This window comes from Flavobacterium sp. P1_E4 (assembly GCF_056405915.1).
In genome coordinates, this window is the sequence record NZ_JBFUBE010000009.1 from 46,529 (window position 1) to 64,418 (window position 17,890).

At 35.3% G+C, this 17,890-nt stretch carries 13 protein-coding genes and 1 tRNA gene; 7 read left to right on the forward strand and 7 right to left on the reverse strand.

All coding sequences use genetic code 11. The annotated features are described in order from the left end of the window. Positions 1-33: 33 nt before the first annotated feature. The 5 genes from AC1DY0_RS10545 to AC1DY0_RS10565 all read right to left on the reverse strand — a co-directional run bounded on the left by AC1DY0_RS10545 (position 34) and on the right by AC1DY0_RS10565 (position 6,519). Positions 34-2,304: a cation:proton antiporter gene (locus AC1DY0_RS10545; protein WP_477188563.1), complete on the reverse strand. Its 2,271-nt coding sequence runs from the start codon at positions 2,302-2,304 to the stop codon at positions 34-36. Positions 2,305-2,422: 118 nt separating this feature from the next. Then, positions 2,423-3,142, reverse strand: coding sequence for a LytR/AlgR family response regulator transcription factor (locus tag AC1DY0_RS10550; RefSeq protein WP_477188564.1), 720 nt, complete (start codon positions 3,140-3,142; stop codon positions 2,423-2,425). Further along, positions 3,111-3,875, reverse strand: coding sequence for a sensor histidine kinase (locus AC1DY0_RS10555; protein WP_477188565.1), 765 nt, complete (start codon positions 3,873-3,875; stop codon positions 3,111-3,113). Before AC1DY0_RS10555 ends, AC1DY0_RS10550 begins: the two co-directional genes overlap by 32 nt. Before the next feature lie 41 nt (positions 3,876-3,916). Beyond that, positions 3,917-4,246, reverse strand: a complete 330-nt coding sequence (locus AC1DY0_RS10560) for a DMT family transporter (RefSeq protein ID WP_477188566.1) — start codon at positions 4,244-4,246, stop codon at positions 3,917-3,919. 2 nt (positions 4,247-4,248) lie between these two features. Beyond that, positions 4,249-6,519, reverse strand: a complete 2,271-nt coding sequence (locus AC1DY0_RS10565) for a cation:proton antiporter (protein WP_477188567.1) — start codon at positions 6,517-6,519, stop codon at positions 4,249-4,251. 198 nt (positions 6,520-6,717) lie between these two features. On the opposite strand from AC1DY0_RS10565, the gene AC1DY0_RS10570 reads away from it, so the two are divergent. The 4 genes from AC1DY0_RS10570 to AC1DY0_RS10585 all read left to right on the forward strand — a co-directional run bounded on the left by AC1DY0_RS10570 (position 6,718) and on the right by AC1DY0_RS10585 (position 13,067). Beyond that, on the forward strand, positions 6,718-9,138 hold the full coding sequence (locus AC1DY0_RS10570; RefSeq protein ID WP_477188568.1) for an efflux RND transporter permease subunit: 2,421 nt from the start codon (positions 6,718-6,720) through the stop codon (positions 9,136-9,138). A gap of 309 nt (positions 9,139-9,447) precedes the next feature. Beyond that, positions 9,448-10,881, forward strand: coding sequence for an asparagine--tRNA ligase (gene asnS, locus AC1DY0_RS10575; protein ID WP_477188569.1), 1,434 nt, complete (start codon positions 9,448-9,450; stop codon positions 10,879-10,881). A 69-nt stretch (positions 10,882-10,950) separates the two neighbouring features. Continuing rightward, complete coding sequence (gene rpoN, locus AC1DY0_RS10580; protein ID WP_477188570.1) at positions 10,951-12,417, forward strand: RNA polymerase factor sigma-54; 1,467 nt, start codon at positions 10,951-10,953, stop codon at positions 12,415-12,417. A 44-nt stretch (positions 12,418-12,461) separates the two neighbouring features. Next, entirely contained in the window at positions 12,462-13,067 is a 606-nt protein-coding gene (locus AC1DY0_RS10585; protein WP_477188571.1) for a hypothetical protein, read from the forward strand. On the opposite strand, the gene AC1DY0_RS10590 is transcribed toward AC1DY0_RS10585, so the two are convergent. Next, positions 13,062-13,769 carry a porin family protein gene (locus tag AC1DY0_RS10590; RefSeq protein WP_477188572.1) on the reverse strand — a complete coding sequence of 236 codons (708 nt, stop codon included), beginning with the start codon at positions 13,767-13,769 and terminating at the stop codon, positions 13,062-13,064. The two genes, AC1DY0_RS10585 and AC1DY0_RS10590, sit on opposite strands and share 6 nt — an antisense overlap. A gap of 264 nt (positions 13,770-14,033) precedes the next feature. Between AC1DY0_RS10590 and gnd the strand changes: the two genes are divergently transcribed. From gnd to AC1DY0_RS10605, 3 genes are read left to right on the forward strand one after another with little or no spacing between them, the layout of a single operon-like run. Continuing rightward, a complete protein-coding gene (gene gnd, locus AC1DY0_RS10595; protein WP_477188573.1) occupies positions 14,034-14,933 on the forward strand; it encodes a phosphogluconate dehydrogenase (NAD(+)-dependent, decarboxylating) in 900 nt (299 codons plus the stop codon). A 46-nt stretch (positions 14,934-14,979) separates the two neighbouring features. After that, the gene (locus AC1DY0_RS10600; protein ID WP_477188574.1) at positions 14,980-16,302 is read left to right on the forward strand and encodes a gluconate:H+ symporter; all 1,323 of its coding nucleotides are present in this window, start codon (positions 14,980-14,982) and stop codon (positions 16,300-16,302) included. Between the two features lie 3 nt (positions 16,303-16,305). Next, the gene (locus tag AC1DY0_RS10605) at positions 16,306-17,724 is read left to right on the forward strand and encodes a gluconokinase (RefSeq protein ID WP_477188575.1); all 1,419 of its coding nucleotides are present in this window, start codon (positions 16,306-16,308) and stop codon (positions 17,722-17,724) included. 62 nt (positions 17,725-17,786) lie between these two features. Here AC1DY0_RS10605 and AC1DY0_RS10610 read toward each other — a convergent pair. After that, positions 17,787-17,873 (reverse strand) — tRNA-Ser (locus AC1DY0_RS10610). Between the last annotated feature and the right edge of the window lie 17 nt (positions 17,874-17,890).

Sequence of the window (17,890 nt, forward strand, 5' to 3'; positions counted from 1 at the left end):
AACCGCAAAACTCTATGAGTTTTGCGGTTAATTTTAAGGTTTAATAATTAGCACCGAAGGCGTATTATTGAGCCAAGTACTATGGGAATCAATTAGTTTTTTCCAACTTTCTAGACTAATAATCATTAAATCTTGTTGTTCCAAAAATTCTTTCTTGATTGTTCTTTCTTGCATCATCATGATATGATTGGGAGCAATTTGTTCAATCGAGCGAACATTTTCTTGAATTTCTCTACTGTTTCTTACTTGCCCGTCTGTATCCAAAACAGTAATTTGAGAACCATTATTGTGTATCAACTTTTGTGCAAACTCCATTAAAAACCCATCTTCTTTACTGAAAATTGGCATAAACACACGATTTATTTCTTCCAACTCTTTATCGACAAGAATTCCAACTGCCATTTTGCTATTGGCAATAATTTGTCTTGTACTTTCATCAAAAGGAGAATTTTCGAATAGGCCCTCTTTCCCCGTAATTTTATCGATCAAACGGTCTGGATTAATAATTCGAGTTGTAAAGCCGAGCACTTTCCCCAACAACGTTCCTTCAAAAATAGATTGTCCCAAACCAACCAACAATAAATCATATTCACCGTGATTAGCCGTCTCGGCAATTTCAGAATCTATATCATTGGACACTTTAAAAAGAGTGACTATTTTTTGATTTAGCTTTTCTGATTCAGAAAGAACAGGCAAAAAAGTTTCCTTTTCATAATCTTTAACGTCAAAAGAATGCAACTCTGAACTTAATGATAAATGCATTGCCGTTACAATTGTATTCCCGCCTTGTTTCTTAACCAAACTGTTGGCAACTTTTAGCAACGTTTTTCCTTTGTCTGGTGAAGCAAAAGAAATAAGAATTTTGTATTTGCTTTTGTTACTTATTTCTTCTGGGACAATAGTAGGTTTGTCTCTAAAAACATAATTTATTAAATCCAACGCCGGCCCCGTCATAAACGTGGTCACCAAAGCCATAATCACCATCATCGTAAAAATTTGGGTAGACAAAACTCCAAGATCATATCCAATGTTCAGTACTACCAATTCCATCAAACCTCTCGTATTCATCAAGGTTCCAATAGACAAACTATCTTTCCAAGTATGACCGACAAATTTTGCAGCAAGCGCACTACCAAAAAACTTTCCCGCTACAGCAACCAAAATAATGACTCCTGTAATTTTCCACAAATGCGGGTCATCAATCAATCCAATTTGAGTTCTTAAACCAGTAAATACAAAGAACAAAGGAAGCAACACAACCACTGAAACGTCTTCTATTTTTTCGATAAAAATAGAACGAAATTTATTATTCTCCGGCATGATTGCGCCAGCCAAAAAGGCTCCAAACAAAGCATGAATACCTATCAATTCAGAGACATAAGAGGAAAGCAATAAAGTCAAAAAGAAAATAGCGACAACAGGTTTGCTTAGACTTTCTCTTGTTGAACTCAAATCACCAACCTTTTTTAGAAAAGGGCGAACCACTTTCAACATCAGCAATACATAAAATACCGCCAATACAATAACATATAACGAACTGGTAAATGAACCCGCTTTTACAATAGCAATTACGGCTGCCAAAATACACCATGCAGTAATATCATCGGCCGCTGCACAGGTAATAACAATCGCTCCTAATTTCGTTTTGTGAATCCCACGTTCCCGAACAATTCCAGCCAGAACAGGAAATGCAGTAATACTCATAGCAATTCCCAGGAACAATCCAAAAGAAATAAACTCAACCCCTTGAGGAGCAAAAGAATGATAGATAAAATAGGCTAAACCTAACCCCAAGGCAAAAGGAATTATGATACTGGCATGACTGATAACTACAGCATCATGCGCTTTGTTTCTGAGCGCTTTCAAATCGAGTTCCATCCCTATTACAAACATGAAAAGAATTAATCCTATTTGACTCAAAAACTGCAAGTTACCTAATGAATCTTTTGGAAACAGCATCGCCGAAAATTCAGGAAAATACATTCCGATTAAAGAGGGCCCCAAAACAATACCAGCAATCATTTCGCCTATTACAGTTGGCTGTCCAATTTTTCTGCAGACCCAACCAAAAAAACGAGCGACCAAAATAATTGTTATAATTTGTGCCAGAAGAATGGCTAAAGGATGTTCCAAATTTTGCGCCATCGCTGTCAGAAAATCATTCCAATGCCCATGTTCTACATGATGAGAAACAATATTTCTTCCAGATTCCAGCATTTTCCCTTTTAGAATAATCCAATAGATTAATCCCGAAAACCCACCTATAATCGTCAGATAAAAAAAAGATTTTTTAATATTCTTCATACGGCAATCTTAATTAATTTAATTTTCATGCAAATATGAGAACTGATTTTTGAGGGATAAAACGATTTCCAATCAAATTTTAGGGGAATGTAACAAGAGGACAAAACTTTGTAATAAGTTAGATTTTCACTTTCATCAAAAAATCATTTCGATAAGTATCACTCAGAACTAATACGATTGATTTACCATTTTTTCCATGAAGAGCAAGCGAAATTTCATTATGATTGAAAAACTGAACCGCCGATATTGCGATAATCTCTTTTTTATTCACTCTGCAAAAATCAGTATTGGGTAGCTGATTTAATAATGAGCCAAAATTGATATTTTTAAGTATTAAAAGACTGCCATCTGCAAGATGGACTTCCTTATCCCTACTATCTCCCAATGCCGTTTTGATATATTGAATCTGATCAAAATACAGCAATGATTTTCCCTTATCTGTATTCAAATGAATGAATTTCTTAGAAACATCCTGTTTATGAAATCTTTCCAGAGCCTTTGCAACTGCTTTCTCCAATCGTTCTTTCGTAACTGGTTTGGTGATGTAATCTACTGCATCAATATCAAAAGCTTCGGCAGCGTAATTTTTGTATGCAGTGGTAAAAATTACTAATTTATTTTGAAGCGAATTAGCCAAAGTCAGCCCATCGATTCCCGGCATTTCAATATCGGAAATACACAAATCGAAATCGAGCTTAGGAACCTCCTCCAGTAACTTTTGAGGGTCATTAAACGCCTTTATGACTTCTAATTCAGGAATTTGTTCACAAAGCATTTTCAGGTAAGTCAAACCTGGCAATTCATCATCAAGCAGTAAACATTTGATTTTTGTATTCAAGCAGATTAATTTTTAAATGCGCAATATAGATGTCGTTCTCGACAAATTTATCCAATTTGAACTGATTTTTGTATATAATTTTCAATCGTTGTTCCAATGTCGTTGCACCAATTCCACTTCGTTCTTTTTTCAATGCTTTTTTCTCAGAAATTTTATTGGAAACCGTCAAATAGAAGCAATTGTCCTTAAATTCAAATAGTATCGAAATAAAGGCATCAGCACTTTGCAGATCTGCATGTTTAAAGGCATTTTCAATTAAATCAATAGAAATCAGTGGTGCCAGAAGATTTTGTTCATACAGCTTTTCTCCTTCATTAATCTTAGTCTTCACTTTCAATTCAAAAAGCGGACTCACTTTAATTTTATTAATTTCAATCAGGTTTAAAGCAAACTGGATTTCTTCTTTTGGAGAAACAAATTTTTTCTGGCTTTCGTACAAAATATAATCCAAAACATTTGCTAGTTTATCCAACGCAAAATACGTTTGGTATGCATGCGATTGAATCGAGTTCAGAATATTTTTGAAAAGGTGCGGATTGAGTTTGGATTCTAATGTTTCCAACTGCAGATTATTTACTTTCATTTCAAGCAAATCAAATTTCTCTTCGACACTCTTTTTGGCTTTGCCAGATTGAACCAATCGGTAAACAAGATAACAAAGCACCACGATAAATGCCAAAATAATTACCAGCAACACATATACAATGCTATTGTTTTCTTGTGCGTTATCCATTTTAGTTTTAATTTGAAATAATTAAAAAGGGCTATTTGTTTTTAATGAGCCGATACAAATTTCAACCCAATTATAGAAGATATCAAAGTAAATAAGAAGAAAAGTCTCCAAAAAGTTGCTGGTTCTTTGAATATAAAAATACCGACCAAAACAGTTCCAACTGCTCCAATTCCTGTCCAAACTGCATAAGCGGTTCCAATTGGCAAGGTTTGGGTCGCTTTGTATAATAAAGCCATGCTAATAGAAAGCGCTATAAAAAAACCAACCATCCACAAAGTAGATGTCATTCCAGAAGTTTCTTTGGCTTTGCCCAAACAGGTAGCAAAACCCACTTCAAAAAAACCAGCTATAATGAGTAAAATCCAATTCATAATTACGGTTTAATAATCAATACCGAAGGCACTCCAATTAACCAAACAGGGCGAGAATCCAATAAATCTTTCCAGCTTTCCAAACTTACGATCATTAAATCCTGTTTGATTAAGAAATCATCTGTCAAAATTGATTCGTTATTCAAAATCACATTATTTGGAAATTTTTGTTTTAAGGAACTGAGTGCACTTGCTATTACAAAATTGGATTGCATATGACCATTGATATCCAAAAAGGCAACAGTAGCATTATTGTTAAAAATTATTTTTTGGGCATAGTCAATCAAAAAAGAGTCTTCAGACCCGTAAATAGGAACAAAAACCTGGTTCACTTCTTTTAAATCTTTGTCAATCAAAACTCCCAACGGCATTTTGACTTTCAGAACAATTTGTCTTGTTCTTTCATCAAATGGTGAATTCACAAACAGCCCTTCCTTACCCGTAAACTTATCCAATAATCTTTCGGGATTTATAATTCTCGAGGTAAATCCAATTACTTTGCCAAGTAAAGTTCCTTCAAATATGGATTTCCCAAGTCCAACCAATAACAAATCATAATCCCCTTGATTGGCAATATCAATTATTTCTGTATCAATATCAATTGTTGCTTTGAAAATTGTGGTGATTTCTTGTTTCAAAATAACCGCTTCTTTCATTATAGGATTAAAGCTGCTTCGCTCTTTGTCTTCCATATTGAAACTATGCATTTCATCACTCAAGGACAAATGCAATGCAGTAACTGTACAGGCTTCTTTTTGCTTCTTTACTAAACTATTAGCCAATCGCAACAAGGATTTCCCTTTCTCATTATTTCCAAAAGAAATTAAAATTCTGTATTTGCTGTGATTTACTTCTTCGTCATGATCGATGATATCACTGGTTTTGAAAATATAATTGATTAAATCCAAAGCAGGTCCTGTCATAAAAGTGGTCACCAAAGCCATGATTACCATCATCGTAAAAACTTCGGTCGTTAGAACCCCAAGAGCCAGTCCAATATTCAACACGATTAACTCCATCAGTCCTCTGGTATTCATCAAGGCTCCAATTACCAGACTGTTTCTCCAGCTTTGCCCAACGAATTTTGCTGCCAAAGCGCTTCCGAAAAACTTACCCACTACTGCAACAAGAATTATAAAACCAGTAACTTTCCATAAATAGGGTTCATTAAGCAATCCTATTTCAGTACGCAATCCCGTAAATACAAAGAATAAAGGAAGTAACAATATTACTGATACATCTTCAACTTTTGAAATAAAAACAGTTCTGAACTTAGGGACATCCGGCATAATTGCACCCATCATAAAAGCACCAAACAAAGCATGAATCCCAACTAGTTCTGTAGCATAAGAAGAAATAATCAATATCAAAAAGAAAATGGCTACAACCGGTTTACTCAAACTGTCTTTGGACCCATACAAATCTCCAATTCGTTTCAAGAAAGGCTTTACCAGATAAATCATCACTACAACATAGAGCGCAGCCAATGAAATTATGTACATCGAACTTTCGAAAGTTCCGGCTTTTACAATGGCAATTACTACTGCCAATAGACACCAAGCCGTAATATCATCGGCGGCGGCACAGGTGATTGCAATAGCACCCAATTTGGTTTTATGCATACCTCTTTCCTGTACAATTCGTGCCAAAACAGGAAAGGCAGTGATACTCATAGCAATCCCCATAAACAAACTGAAAGAAAGAAACTTAACTCCTTCTGGAGCAAAACGATTATATACGAAATAAGCCAATCCAATTCCCAATGCAAATGGAATTACAATACTTGCATGACTGATCACGATAGCTTCTTTAGCTCTGTTTTTCAACACTTTAATATCGAGCTCCATACCTATTACGAACATAAAAAGTATCAACCCAATCTGGCTCAAAAACTTTAAGTTCTCTAAGGAATTAGCCGGGAAAAGTGCATGAAAAAAATCAGGAAAATACAAGCCCAATAAAGATGGTCCAAGTGCAATTCCTGCAATAATTTCCCCAATAACCGAAGGCTGCCCAATTTTTTTGAAAAACCATCCAAAAAGGCGAGCCACAAGTATAATCATTATAATTTGCGCCAATAAAATAGCCAAAGGATCTTGTACGTTATGAATCATTGAAGTGAGAAAATCGTCCCAGGAACTTACACTTACCGTTGGATGAATGATCGTTTTATTTCCTTCAAGATGTTTGCCTTCTTTTATTATCCAATACATTAAAGCGGTAAAACCTCCTGTAACTCCTAAATAAAATAATGTATTCTTGTACTTTTTCATACTAATAGCAATGCGCAAATTAATTTTATAAAACAAAGATGAGAAAATCTAACCTATTAATTATAAAACATAGAAAAATAGTAACTAAAATTTAATTCTACCAATAATCTGAACTCAAAAAAGAAAAAAATAACTTTATCAATAAGGAAGGCTTTATTTCTAAAGGTTTACTAAATTTGCACCTTTAAAAATTTTAAGATGAAAAAATGGTTTAGCCTAGGATTTTGGGAATTAATTGCCAGAGTTGTAATCAGAAACAAAGCACTAATGCTATCGTTAATTGCGTTAATTACGATACTTCTGGCAATGCAATGGAAAAACATCCATTTTACCCATACCGAAGCCAATCTTTTACCTGCCGACAACATTGTCAATATTGAATACAATGCTTTTTTAAACAAGTTTGGAGAAGAGGGTAACCTGATTGTCATTGGCGTAAAAAACAATGCAATATTCACTCCAAAAGTTTATGCCTCTTGGGTAAAACTAATGGGGACTATCAAATCAAACAAAGACGTCGATTTGGTTATTTCATTAAATGATTTAAAAAAACTGCAAAAAAACGAAGTCGAGCAAAAATTCGAACTGGTTCCGTTTATTGACCAAAGCAAAACTTTGGACAAAGACTACTTACTGAAAATTAAGCATGAACTTTTTAATAAACTCCCTTTTTACGAAGGATTACTTTTTAATAAAAAATCAGGAAGCATACGCTCGGCAGTTTATCTCGACAAAAAAATTGTAAACACTCCCGAGAGAAAAAACTATGTTCTCAACAAGCTGATTCCTGCCATAAAATCCTTCGAAAAGGAAACAAACATCAAGCTTCGTGTTTCAGGAATGCCTTATATCAGAACGCTGAATGCGCAGACCATTCTTAACGAAATTAGTCTTTTCATTGGTGCAGCATTATTTGTCACTTCCCTATTGTTCTTTTACTTTTTCAGAAGTTTTAGAGCTACGATGATATCTCTTTTGATTGTAATCATTAGTGTAATGTGGTCTTTTGGAATTTTGGGATTATTGAATTATGAGATTACGGTATTGACTGCCATGGTGCCAACGTTAATGATTGTTATCGGAATTCCAAACTGCATCTTCTTGACAAACAAATACCATCAGGAATTCAAAATTCACGGAAACAAAGCCAAAGCCATACAACGAGTAACTACCAAGGTGGGAATGGCGATGCTGATGACCAATGTAACCACCGCAATTGGATTTTTCACTTTCATCACTTCCAATAACAAACTGCTTATCGAGTTCGGAAATGTAACCTCCATCAACATTTTGATGCTATTCATACTATGCATCATTGCTATTCCAATTTTGCACAGCTATGTTCCAGCCCCGATAGAAAGACATTTAGAACATTTGGACAGAAATTCCATTAAAAATTTCATGGATTGGATCTTGAGAAATGTAAAGTATAATCGTTTCTCCATTTATGCTGTATCTGTCAGCCTTTTGGTAATCAGCATCGTAGGAATCAACAAATTACGCATTTCCGGAAGTTTAATTGAAGACATGCCCAAGAAAGAAGAGTTCTTCAAGGACATTGTTTTTTTTGAAAAAGAATTTGACGGTGTGATGCCATTGGAAATAATGATTGACACCAAGCACAAAAAAGGGGTAATGAAATTATCTACTTTAAAAAAAATGGATGAACTCCAAAAGACGATAGAGGAAATTCCGGAACTTTCAAAACCGATTTCCATTGTCAATCTTGTTAAATATTCCAAGCAGGCTTATTACAACGGTAATCCTGATTATTATGAGTTACCCACTTCACAGGAACAGGCTTTCATTTTATCCTATGCGAAAAATGCTACTAAGAATTCCAAAGAGAATTTAATGAAAAGCTATGTTGACAATACGGGACAAGTGGCCAGAATCACCACATTTATGCGTGATGAAAGCGGAGGAAGAATCCCTATAATTGAAGCCGAAATTCGCAGAAAAGCTGACATCCTTTTTCCGCCAGACAGATACAATGTAATTATTACGGGAAAAGCTTTGGTTTTCCAGAAAGGAACTGGATACCTGCTCGATAACTTGCTTTCTTCGTTGGTGTTTGCATTTTTCTTGACAGCGCTTTTGATTGCGTTTATGTTTCGCTCTTTCAAAATGGTGTTGGTTTCGATAATCCCAAACCTCTTGCCTTTGTTGCTTACAGCAGGAATTATGGGCTTTTTGGACATTCCGTTAAAACCTTCAACGATTTTGGTTTTTGGTATAGCCTTTGGTCTTTCGGTCGATGACACGGTTCGGTTCTTGGCCCAATATCGGGAAGAGTTAAAGAAAAACGACTGGAAAATAAAGAAATCTGTTTATGCAACCTTCAACGAATCGGGACTGAGTATGTTTTACACTTCGATCGTTTTGTTCTTCGGATTTTCGGTATTTATGCTTTCGAGCTTTGGGGGAACTATTGCCCTTGGAGGATTGATTTCATTGACTTTATTATTCGGGATGTTGTCCAATTTGATGTTACTTCCAGCATTGGTGTTGACATTAAACAAAACAATTGCCAACGAACAGGAATTTATAGAACCTAAAATTGAGGTTCTGGAATTCACGGACGAAGAGATTGATAATTTTGAGAAAAAATCAAAGTAAACCCAAGCTATAAAGCGATATTATTAAACTATCAAAGCTACATCCCTAAAAACGATGTAGCTTTTTGTTTTAAACCAACTTTAATTCTCCAAATTCCCAAATCACATCAAAAGCCTAGCCCTGATAGCAGCGGCATCCTTTTACTTTTTTCTTTAAAAAGTAAAAGATATAGCGGATAGCAGGAAATTGCTCCTTATTACACTATATCTCACAATGGCAATTACAAACAAATGATTTATATTTGCATATAGATTTAAACACCGGTTTTTGTTTTAATCTAAAAAATGAACTCTAAAATGAAAAATGAAAATGAGACACACGAAAGTTAAAGACTTACTAAACAGTACAACGACGTTACAGGAAATTAATGCAAAAGGTTGGGTTAGAACTTTTAGAAATAATCAGTTTATTGCTTTAAATGATGGCTCTACCATCAATAATATACAGTGTGTTGTCGATTTTGAGAATACTCCGGACGAAACTTTGAAGAGAATTACTACTGGAGCAGCGGTTTCGGTAACTGGAAGTTTGGTAGAAAGCAAAGGTGCCGGACAAAAATATGAGATTCAGGTAAACAAGCTTGAAATTCTTGGAGACTCAGATGCTGAGAAATTCCCAATGCAACCTAAGAAACATTCATTGGAATTCTTGCGTGAAAATGCGCATTTGCGTGTACGTACGAATGCTTTTGGAGCAATTATGCGTGTTCGTTCAGTTTTGTCTTATGCAGTTCATAGTTACTTTCAACAAAAAGGTTTTGTTTATGTAAATACACCAATCATTACGGGAGCTGATGCTGAAGGAGCTGGAGAAATGTTCCAAGTGACTTCTTTGCCTTTAGACAATTTACCAAAAACCGAAGAAGGAAATATTGATTATAAAAAAGATTTCTTCGGAAAACATACAAACTTAACGGTTTCTGGGCAATTGGAAGGAGAAACTTTCGCAATGGCTTTAGGACAGATTTATACTTTTGGACCAACTTTTAGAGCCGAAAATTCCAATACTTCACGCCATTTGGCTGAATTTTGGATGATTGAACCAGAGGTTGCTTTCAATGACTTGAATGACAATATGGATCTTGCCGAAGATTTTATTAAATATGTAGTGAAATATGCGGTTGACAATTGCGGTGATGATTTGAAATTCCTGGAAGGTCGTTTGATCGAAGAAGAAAAATCAAAACCACAGGCTGACAGAAGCGAAATGCCTTTGTTGGAAAAATTGGGTTTTGTTATGAATAACGATTTCAAACGTGTTTCCTACACTGAAGCAGTTGATATCCTAAGAGATTCCACTCCAAACAAAAAGAAAAAATTTCAATATATCATTAACGAATGGGGAGCTGATTTACAATCGGAACACGAGCGTTATTTGGTAGAGAAACACTTTAAATGTCCGGTAATCTTGTTTGATTACCCTGCAAATATCAAAGCTTTCTACATGCGTTTGAACGAAGACGGAAAAACAGTTCGTGCGATGGATATCCTTTTCCCTGGAATTGGAGAAATCGTGGGAGGTTCTCAAAGAGAAGAGCGTTTTGATGTTTTGGTTGAAAAAATGAAAGCCTTGGGAATTGACGAAGAAGAATTATGGTGGTACTTGGATACCAGAAGATTTGGTTCTGCGGTTCACTCTGGTTTTGGACTTGGATTCGAAAGATTGGTGCTTTTTGTAACTGGAATGACTAACATACGTGACGTAATTCCTTTTCCAAGAACACCACAGAATGCTGAATTTTAAAAAATAGTTTAATCGGTTAATCGTTAATTTGGTTAACCGATTGAACAAATTAACGATTAAACAATACAAATGTTAAAGCAATTTTTAAATTTAAAAATATCACAGAAATTATCTCCACAACAAATCCAGTTGATGAAGTTAATTCAGTTGCCTACGCAAGCATTTGAACAAAGATTGTTGGAAGAAATGAATGAGAATCCTGCTCTAGAATCTGGAAAAGAGGAGGACATTTATGAAAAAGACGAGTTCGACAACGAAGAATATGACGACTACGACGATTCGGAAGCAGACAGAGTCGAAGCCGAAGACATCAACATAGACGAATACCTAAACAGTGACGACACTCCCGATTACAAAACACAGGCCAACAATTACAGCGATGACGATGAAACCAAAGAAACACCATTTGCCGCAACAATAAGTTTTCATCAGGACCTCATCAATCAACTAAACACGTTCATTCTTAATGATGAAGAACGTGATATTGCCGAATTTTTGGTGGGAAGTATTGACGATATGGGATATATCCGAAGAAGCGTCTCTGACTTGGTAGACGACATGGCCTTTACCCAAGGACTTTATACAACTGAAAAACAAGTTGAAGCCATATTGAATATCATTCACGAACTTGAACCAACAGGCGTTGGAGCACGTGATTTACAGGAATGTCTGTTACTGCAATTAAAACATAAAACCCCAACTGAATCAGTTGATTTAGCCACGGCTATTATCGAACAACAATTTGATTCTTTCGTGAGAAAGCATTACGACAAATTGATTCAGAAATTCAGCATTTCCAATGAACAACTTAGAAACGCCATCCATGAAATTGAAAGGTTAAATCCAAAACCTGGAGGATCTTTTTCAGGAAACAATAAAATTACCGAAAACGTAGTTCCCGATTTCACTATTCGAATTGTTGATGGAGATTTAGAGCTTACATTGAATGGCAGAAACGCCCCTTCCCTACACGTTTCCAAAGATTACCAGGAAATGATGCAGACCTATAAAGAATCAAAAGACAAATCGCATTCACAAAAAGATGCTGTGCAATTTATCAAGCAAAAACTGGATTCGGCCAAATGGTTTATAGACGCAATCAAACAGCGCCAAGACACTTTGTATGTAACGATGAATGCTATAATGCATTATCAAAAAGATTATTTGCTTGATGGTGACGAAACGCGATTGAAACCGATGATTCTAAAAGACATTGCCGATATGGTCGGACTTGACATATCAACAGTTTCCAGAGTGGCGAACAGTAAATATGTAGAAACTCCTTATGGCACAAAACTGATAAAAGAATTCTTTTCGGAAGCGATGAAAAATGATCAGGGAGAAGAAGTGTCTACAATTGAAATCAAAAGAATTCTGCAAAATACCATTGAAGAAGAAGACAAAAAAAATCCACTTCCAGATGATCTTTTGGCTGAAATTCTAAAAGAAAAAGGATATCCAATCGCTAGAAGAACGATTGCAAAATACCGCGAACAACTGGAAATTCCTGTTGCCCGTATGAGAAAAAAATTATAAGCAGCATTTCTCAACCTTAACACCCCTCAAATCTCTTTTTGAAATTGAAAAAGATTCTCCCCATATTCTCCTATATATTCCATCCGCTTTTCACACCGATACAAGCTTGTTTTTTCTTTTTTTTATTCCATATTGCAGATTACAAAACAGAACAGATTAGCGCGTTTTTTTTGCAAATTTCAATCATAACCATCGTGACTCCGATGGCACTGTATTATTTATTACGATTTACAGGCAAAGTAGATTCCATAATGATTGCCGATATGGAACAACGCAAAATTCCGTTAATCTTTCAAAGCTTTATAATTATCTTATTGCTAAGAAAAACAATCTCGTTGGAATATTACCCTGAATTGCATTTTTTCTTCCTAGGTGCTTTATTTAGTACTTTATTTGCCCTTGGATTATTATATTCCAAAACCAAAGCAAGTTTGCACATGCTCGCTATTTCGGCTTTAACGGTTTTTGTTTTCGGTTTGAATATTCATTTACAAATGGGAAATATATACATAGTTCCTTTTCTGCTACTGATGAATGGATTTGTGGCTTCTTCACGTTTGGTAATGCAAGCACACTCTCCAAACGAATTGATTATAGGATTACTGTTGGGCAGCATTCCTCAGTTGATGTTTCTTTTTTTATGGTTATAAAATGTAAAAAACAACCCCAATACTCAACGCATTCATTGTGACGGGTACAGAATCGATCTGAGCAGACGATTTAAAAAGTGAGTTTATGCTATAATATACTTGCAGATTAAAAGCACTGTATCCCACTGAAAGATACACTCCATAAATAAAATCTTCAAAATCTTTATTGTTTTTAATAACAATTTTATCCGTACCATCATCATAAACTGATTTATCTGCCAGTAAATAACTGACCTTAACCCCTCCATAAATCCTAAAAAACTGAAATTCCACAGGAGTTGAATTACGCCACCTAAACTCAATTGGAAGTTCAACCCGGAATTGTTCGAACCTATTTTTGTTGTAATTTACAGCAGATGGTATTACACCATAAACAGGATTTTGGTTCGTTCCTGTAATAGACATATTTTGAAGATAGTTATTGAACGAAAGACCAATTCCTGGTGCTATTGCAAAAGTTCTCTTTTTGTTTATTGGCATATCCCTAAGAAATCCTGCTGAAAAGCCAAAAGATATTTTTTGTTGTGACACCCCTGAAGGTTTCTTTAAAATCGAATTGTAGTTAAGTCCGGCATAAAACTGATCCTCTCTATAAAGACTATCAATCTTAACGTGCAAAGTATCAATTGAAAACGTATTCTCTTGAGAATATCCTCTGAAAAATGATAAAAAAAGAAAACAGCCAAGAAATAATCGCATCATTATTTTGTGAGTTAAATTGAGAGTTATAGCATTTAAAGCTTGCTAAAAACTATTGCTAACCAATTGTTGTTACAAATATAAGATTTTGGAAGTTTGATAGCACTTTTAAAATATAAATTAAACTTAGACGGAAATAATCGAATAAAAATCATTCAAATTATCTAAAAATAGTATTACTTAATTAATTAAAACACATATTTTTACTATTTACATAAATAAACAATCCAAAACAAACATACACAGCACTTTAAAAAACAGATAAAAATGCAAATAGGAATTATAGGACTCGGAAAAATGGGATTTAATTTAGCTTTAAATCTAAATCGAAATCAATATGAAGTTATTGCCCATGATGTGAATTCAACTTTCGTCAAGAATATCGCAAAAGAAGGAATAAAAACAGCAACTACTGTCGAAGAATTATGCCAGCAACTACGAAATCGAAAAGTAATCTGGCTAATGGTTCCCGCTGGTAAAATTGTCGATGAAGTAATCACTTCCCTCCTTCCTTTTTTAAATAAAAATGATATTATCATTGATGGAGGAAACTCTAATTATAAAGACTCAAAAAGAAGATATACACAACTCAAAGAACTTGGTTTTGACTTTCTGGATTGTGGTACTTCGGGTGGTACCTCGGGAGCTTTAAATGGCGCTTGTACTATGATTGGTGGAGATGCAGTTGTTTTTGAATACGTTTCCAATGTCTTTCAGGCCATTTCAGTTGCAAATGGATGCCTTTATACCGGTGAGGCAGGCAGCGGCCATTTTACAAAAATGGTTCATAACGGAATAGAATATGGCATGATGCAATCTATAGCTGAAGGGTTTGAAGTATTTGAGCACTCTGAGTACGACATTAATTTTGAAAAAACGGCCAAACTTTTCAATCACGGTTCTGTCGTTCGTAGTTGGCTTATGGAACTTACAGAAAATGCCTTTTCTAAAGACCCAAAACTAGATAGCATAAAAGGTATTATGCATTCTTCTGGCGAAGGAAAATGGACATTAGAAACAGCTTTAGACCTTGGCGTACCTACTCCAGTAATTGCTCTTTCGATAATGATGCGATACCGTTCTCAAATGCAGGATACTTTTTCCGGAAAAGTAGTGGCAGCACTTCGTAATGAGTTCGGCGGTCATGCTGTAGAGAAAAACGAATAAATTGTATCGAATCATTCCATTTGAATTTTAATCTAAAAAGAAATACATGTCAATATTGATTTTAATTATAAGCATTGTATTATTACTGGTTCTAATTTCCGTAATCAAACTCAACGCTTTTATTGCACTAATCATTACCGCTCTTTTTGTTGGAATTACAAAAGGAATGCCTTTCCCCGAAATCATAAACTCATTGCAACAAGGCATTGGCAGCACACTCGGTTCTTTAATTTTAATTCTAGCCTTTGGAGTAATTCTTGGTAATTTATTATCAACTAGTGGAGCAGCACAGCGGATAAGCTCCGTAATGACTAAATTATTTGGGGCAAAACACATTAAATGGGCGATGGCTATAACCGGTTTTGCTGTTGGTATTTCCATGTTTTATAATGCTGGTTTTATCATTTTGATTCCAATGGTGTTTGCTGTCAGTACAAATACTAAACAACCACTTATCTATTTGGGTATTGCTATGGCATCGGCACTGTCTATCACTCATGGCTTTTTGCCTCCGCATCCTGGGCCAACAGCCATTGCTGTAATTTTTAAAGCCAATATTGGCAAAACCTTACTTTATGGATTGATGGTAGCGATTCCTGCTTTACTCATTGCCGGAATCTTATTTCCAGAATTTATTAAAAAAATTAACGCCAATCCACCTAAAGGTTTATTCGAAAGTAAAACATTCCAAGAATCCGAACTTCCTTCTTTTACCATAAGTATCATTTCCGCATTGATTCCGATATTACTAATGGCTTTGGCAACCATAACCGAATTAACATTAGCCGAAACCAATTCTATCCGTATCCTTCTTGGATATATAGGAAACCCAACAATAGCCCTATTAATTGCCGTTCTGTTTGCATTTGTGTTTTTGGGAATAAAGAGAGGTCAAAAAATGCAGGACATTATGGATAAATCAAGCGCTGCACTTGCATCTGTAACTATGATTATTTTAATCATCGCATCTGGAGGTGCTTTCAAACAAGTGCTTATTGATAGTGGCATTGGAACTGATTTAGCAGTATTTTTCGAAAAATCTACACTTTCACCTTTAGTTTTAGGATGGTTAATTGCCACAATTATTCGAGTAGCAATCGGCTCGGCTACAGTAGCAGGACTAACAGCTGCAGGAATAGTTCAACCTTTGGTGGCTAGTTCAGGCATCAGTCCAGAATTGATGGTACTTTCTATTGGAGCCGGAAGTTTGATGTGTTCCCATGTCAATGACACAGGATTTTGGATGTTCAAAGAATATTTTGGCATTAGCCTAAAAGACACTTTTAAAACATGGACTGTAATGGAAACAATCATAGGAATTATGGGATTGATTGGTGTTTTAATTCTAAATCAATTTGTGACTACTTAAAAAATGGGAAAAGAATACATAGGAATCGACATTGGCACAACGGCTACAAAAGCAATTTGTTTTGACGAAAACGGAAACGTATTGCATCAAATCACCAAAGAATACCCAATGTATCATCCAGAAGAAAATTGGAGCACTCAAAAACCAAATGAAATTTTAGATTCTGTTTTAGACTGTATTAAGGAAATAACAAAAAACATACAACCCGAATTCATTAGTTTTAGTGCTGCAATGCAAAGCATTCTTATCATAAACAAAGAGGGCTTCCCAATAAGCGATGCTTTACTTTGGGCAGACAACAGATCTACTTCAATTGCTACGGCATTAAAGGAGTCTGAACTTAGGACTCTTTTTTATCAAAAAACAGGTATTCCCATCCACCCTTTTTCGCCGATGACAAAATTGGCTTGGTTTAAAGAAAACCAAACTGATTTATTCAACAATGCTTTTAAATTTATCAGCCTCAAGGAATATATTTGGCATAAACTCACAGGAGAATATGTTACAGATACCTCGATGGCTTCAGGTACTGGAATGATGAACATCTACACTTTGCAATGGGATGAAACTATTCTTAGTTATTTAAATATAAAGGAAGACCAACTTTCGAAAATTGTACCATCAACACACAAATCCAAAGGAATTAGTGATGGCTTTTTGTATATCCTTGGAGGCGGTGATGGTCCATTGGCTAATTTAGGAACTGGTTCAATGGAAAAAAATCGGATTGCATTATCCATAGGCACTAGTGGAGCTGTTCGGATTCCCGTAGAAGAACCTTACATTGATTCTGAAATGCGAACACAATGTTATCATTTAATAGACAATCAATACTTAAAATTGGGTGCCGTTAATAATGGAGCTGTCATTTTGCAATGGTTAAAAGAATCTCTTTTAAAAACAAATGAATCGTACGAAACCCTTCTAGAACAGGCAAAAGAAATTCCAGCGGGTTCTGATGGTTTGCTTTTTGTTCCCTATTTACTTGGAGAAAGAGCTCCAATTTGGGATGCAGAGGCACAAGGAACTTTGCTGGGCATCAAAATTACCCATCATAAAAGCCATTTTATCAGAGCGACTCTCGAAGGTATTCTTTTTGGATTGTTCAGTGTTGTCGAAATTTTACTTCCAGATCCCAAAATAAGAAAAGAAACTACTGTGATGGTTAGTGGCGGTTTTGGAAAAAGTGAATTATGGTTGCAAATGGTAGCCGACATTTTCCAGATGAAGGTCGTTGTTTCCGAAACCATTGAAGGAGCTGCTTGGGGAGCAGTTTTAATTGGCTTTAAAGCTATTGGGAATACATATTCTTTCGAAAATAAAACAGAAGTTACTTTTTACCCCAATCCAAATCACAGATTGATTTATGAAAAAGCCTTTGAGAAATTCAAAAAGATTTATCCTTTGTTAAAAGACATATAGAGTCAAAATATCATAAACTAAAAAAGCGTTGTATCTAATTTGACACAACGCTTTTTTTCTTGCAGAGAGGAAGGGATTCGAACCCTCGATACAGTTACCCATATACTAGCTTTCCAGGCTAGCTCCTTCAACCACTCGGACACCTCTCTATTATTTTGGTGTGCAA

What these genes read in the sequence shown, in the direction of transcription:
- AC1DY0_RS10545 (WP_477188563.1), bottom strand. Translation starts at nt 2,304, where the DNA reads ATGAAGAATATTAAAAAATCTTTTTTTTATCTGACGATTATAGGTGGG.
- AC1DY0_RS10555 (WP_477188565.1), bottom strand. Translation starts at nt 3,875, where the DNA reads ATGGATAACGCACAAGAAAACAATAGCATTGTATATGTGTTGCTGGTA.
- AC1DY0_RS10560 (WP_477188566.1), bottom strand. Translation starts at nt 4,246, where the DNA reads ATGAATTGGATTTTACTCATTATAGCTGGTTTTTTTGAAGTGGGTTTT.
- AC1DY0_RS10565 (WP_477188567.1), bottom strand. Translation starts at nt 6,519, where the DNA reads ATGAAAAAGTACAAGAATACATTATTTTATTTAGGAGTTACAGGAGGT.
- AC1DY0_RS10570 (WP_477188568.1), top strand. Translation starts at nt 6,718, where the DNA reads ATGAAAAAATGGTTTAGCCTAGGATTTTGGGAATTAATTGCCAGAGTT.
- asnS (WP_477188569.1), top strand. Translation starts at nt 9,448, where the DNA reads ATGAGACACACGAAAGTTAAAGACTTACTAAACAGTACAACGACGTTA.
- rpoN (WP_477188570.1), top strand. Translation starts at nt 10,951, where the DNA reads ATGTTAAAGCAATTTTTAAATTTAAAAATATCACAGAAATTATCTCCA.
- AC1DY0_RS10590 (WP_477188572.1), bottom strand. Translation starts at nt 13,769, where the DNA reads ATGATGCGATTATTTCTTGGCTGTTTTCTTTTTTTATCATTTTTCAGA.
- gnd (WP_477188573.1), top strand. Translation starts at nt 14,034, where the DNA reads ATGCAAATAGGAATTATAGGACTCGGAAAAATGGGATTTAATTTAGCT.
- AC1DY0_RS10600 (WP_477188574.1), top strand. Translation starts at nt 14,980, where the DNA reads ATGTCAATATTGATTTTAATTATAAGCATTGTATTATTACTGGTTCTA.
- AC1DY0_RS10605 (WP_477188575.1), top strand. Translation starts at nt 16,306, where the DNA reads ATGGGAAAAGAATACATAGGAATCGACATTGGCACAACGGCTACAAAA.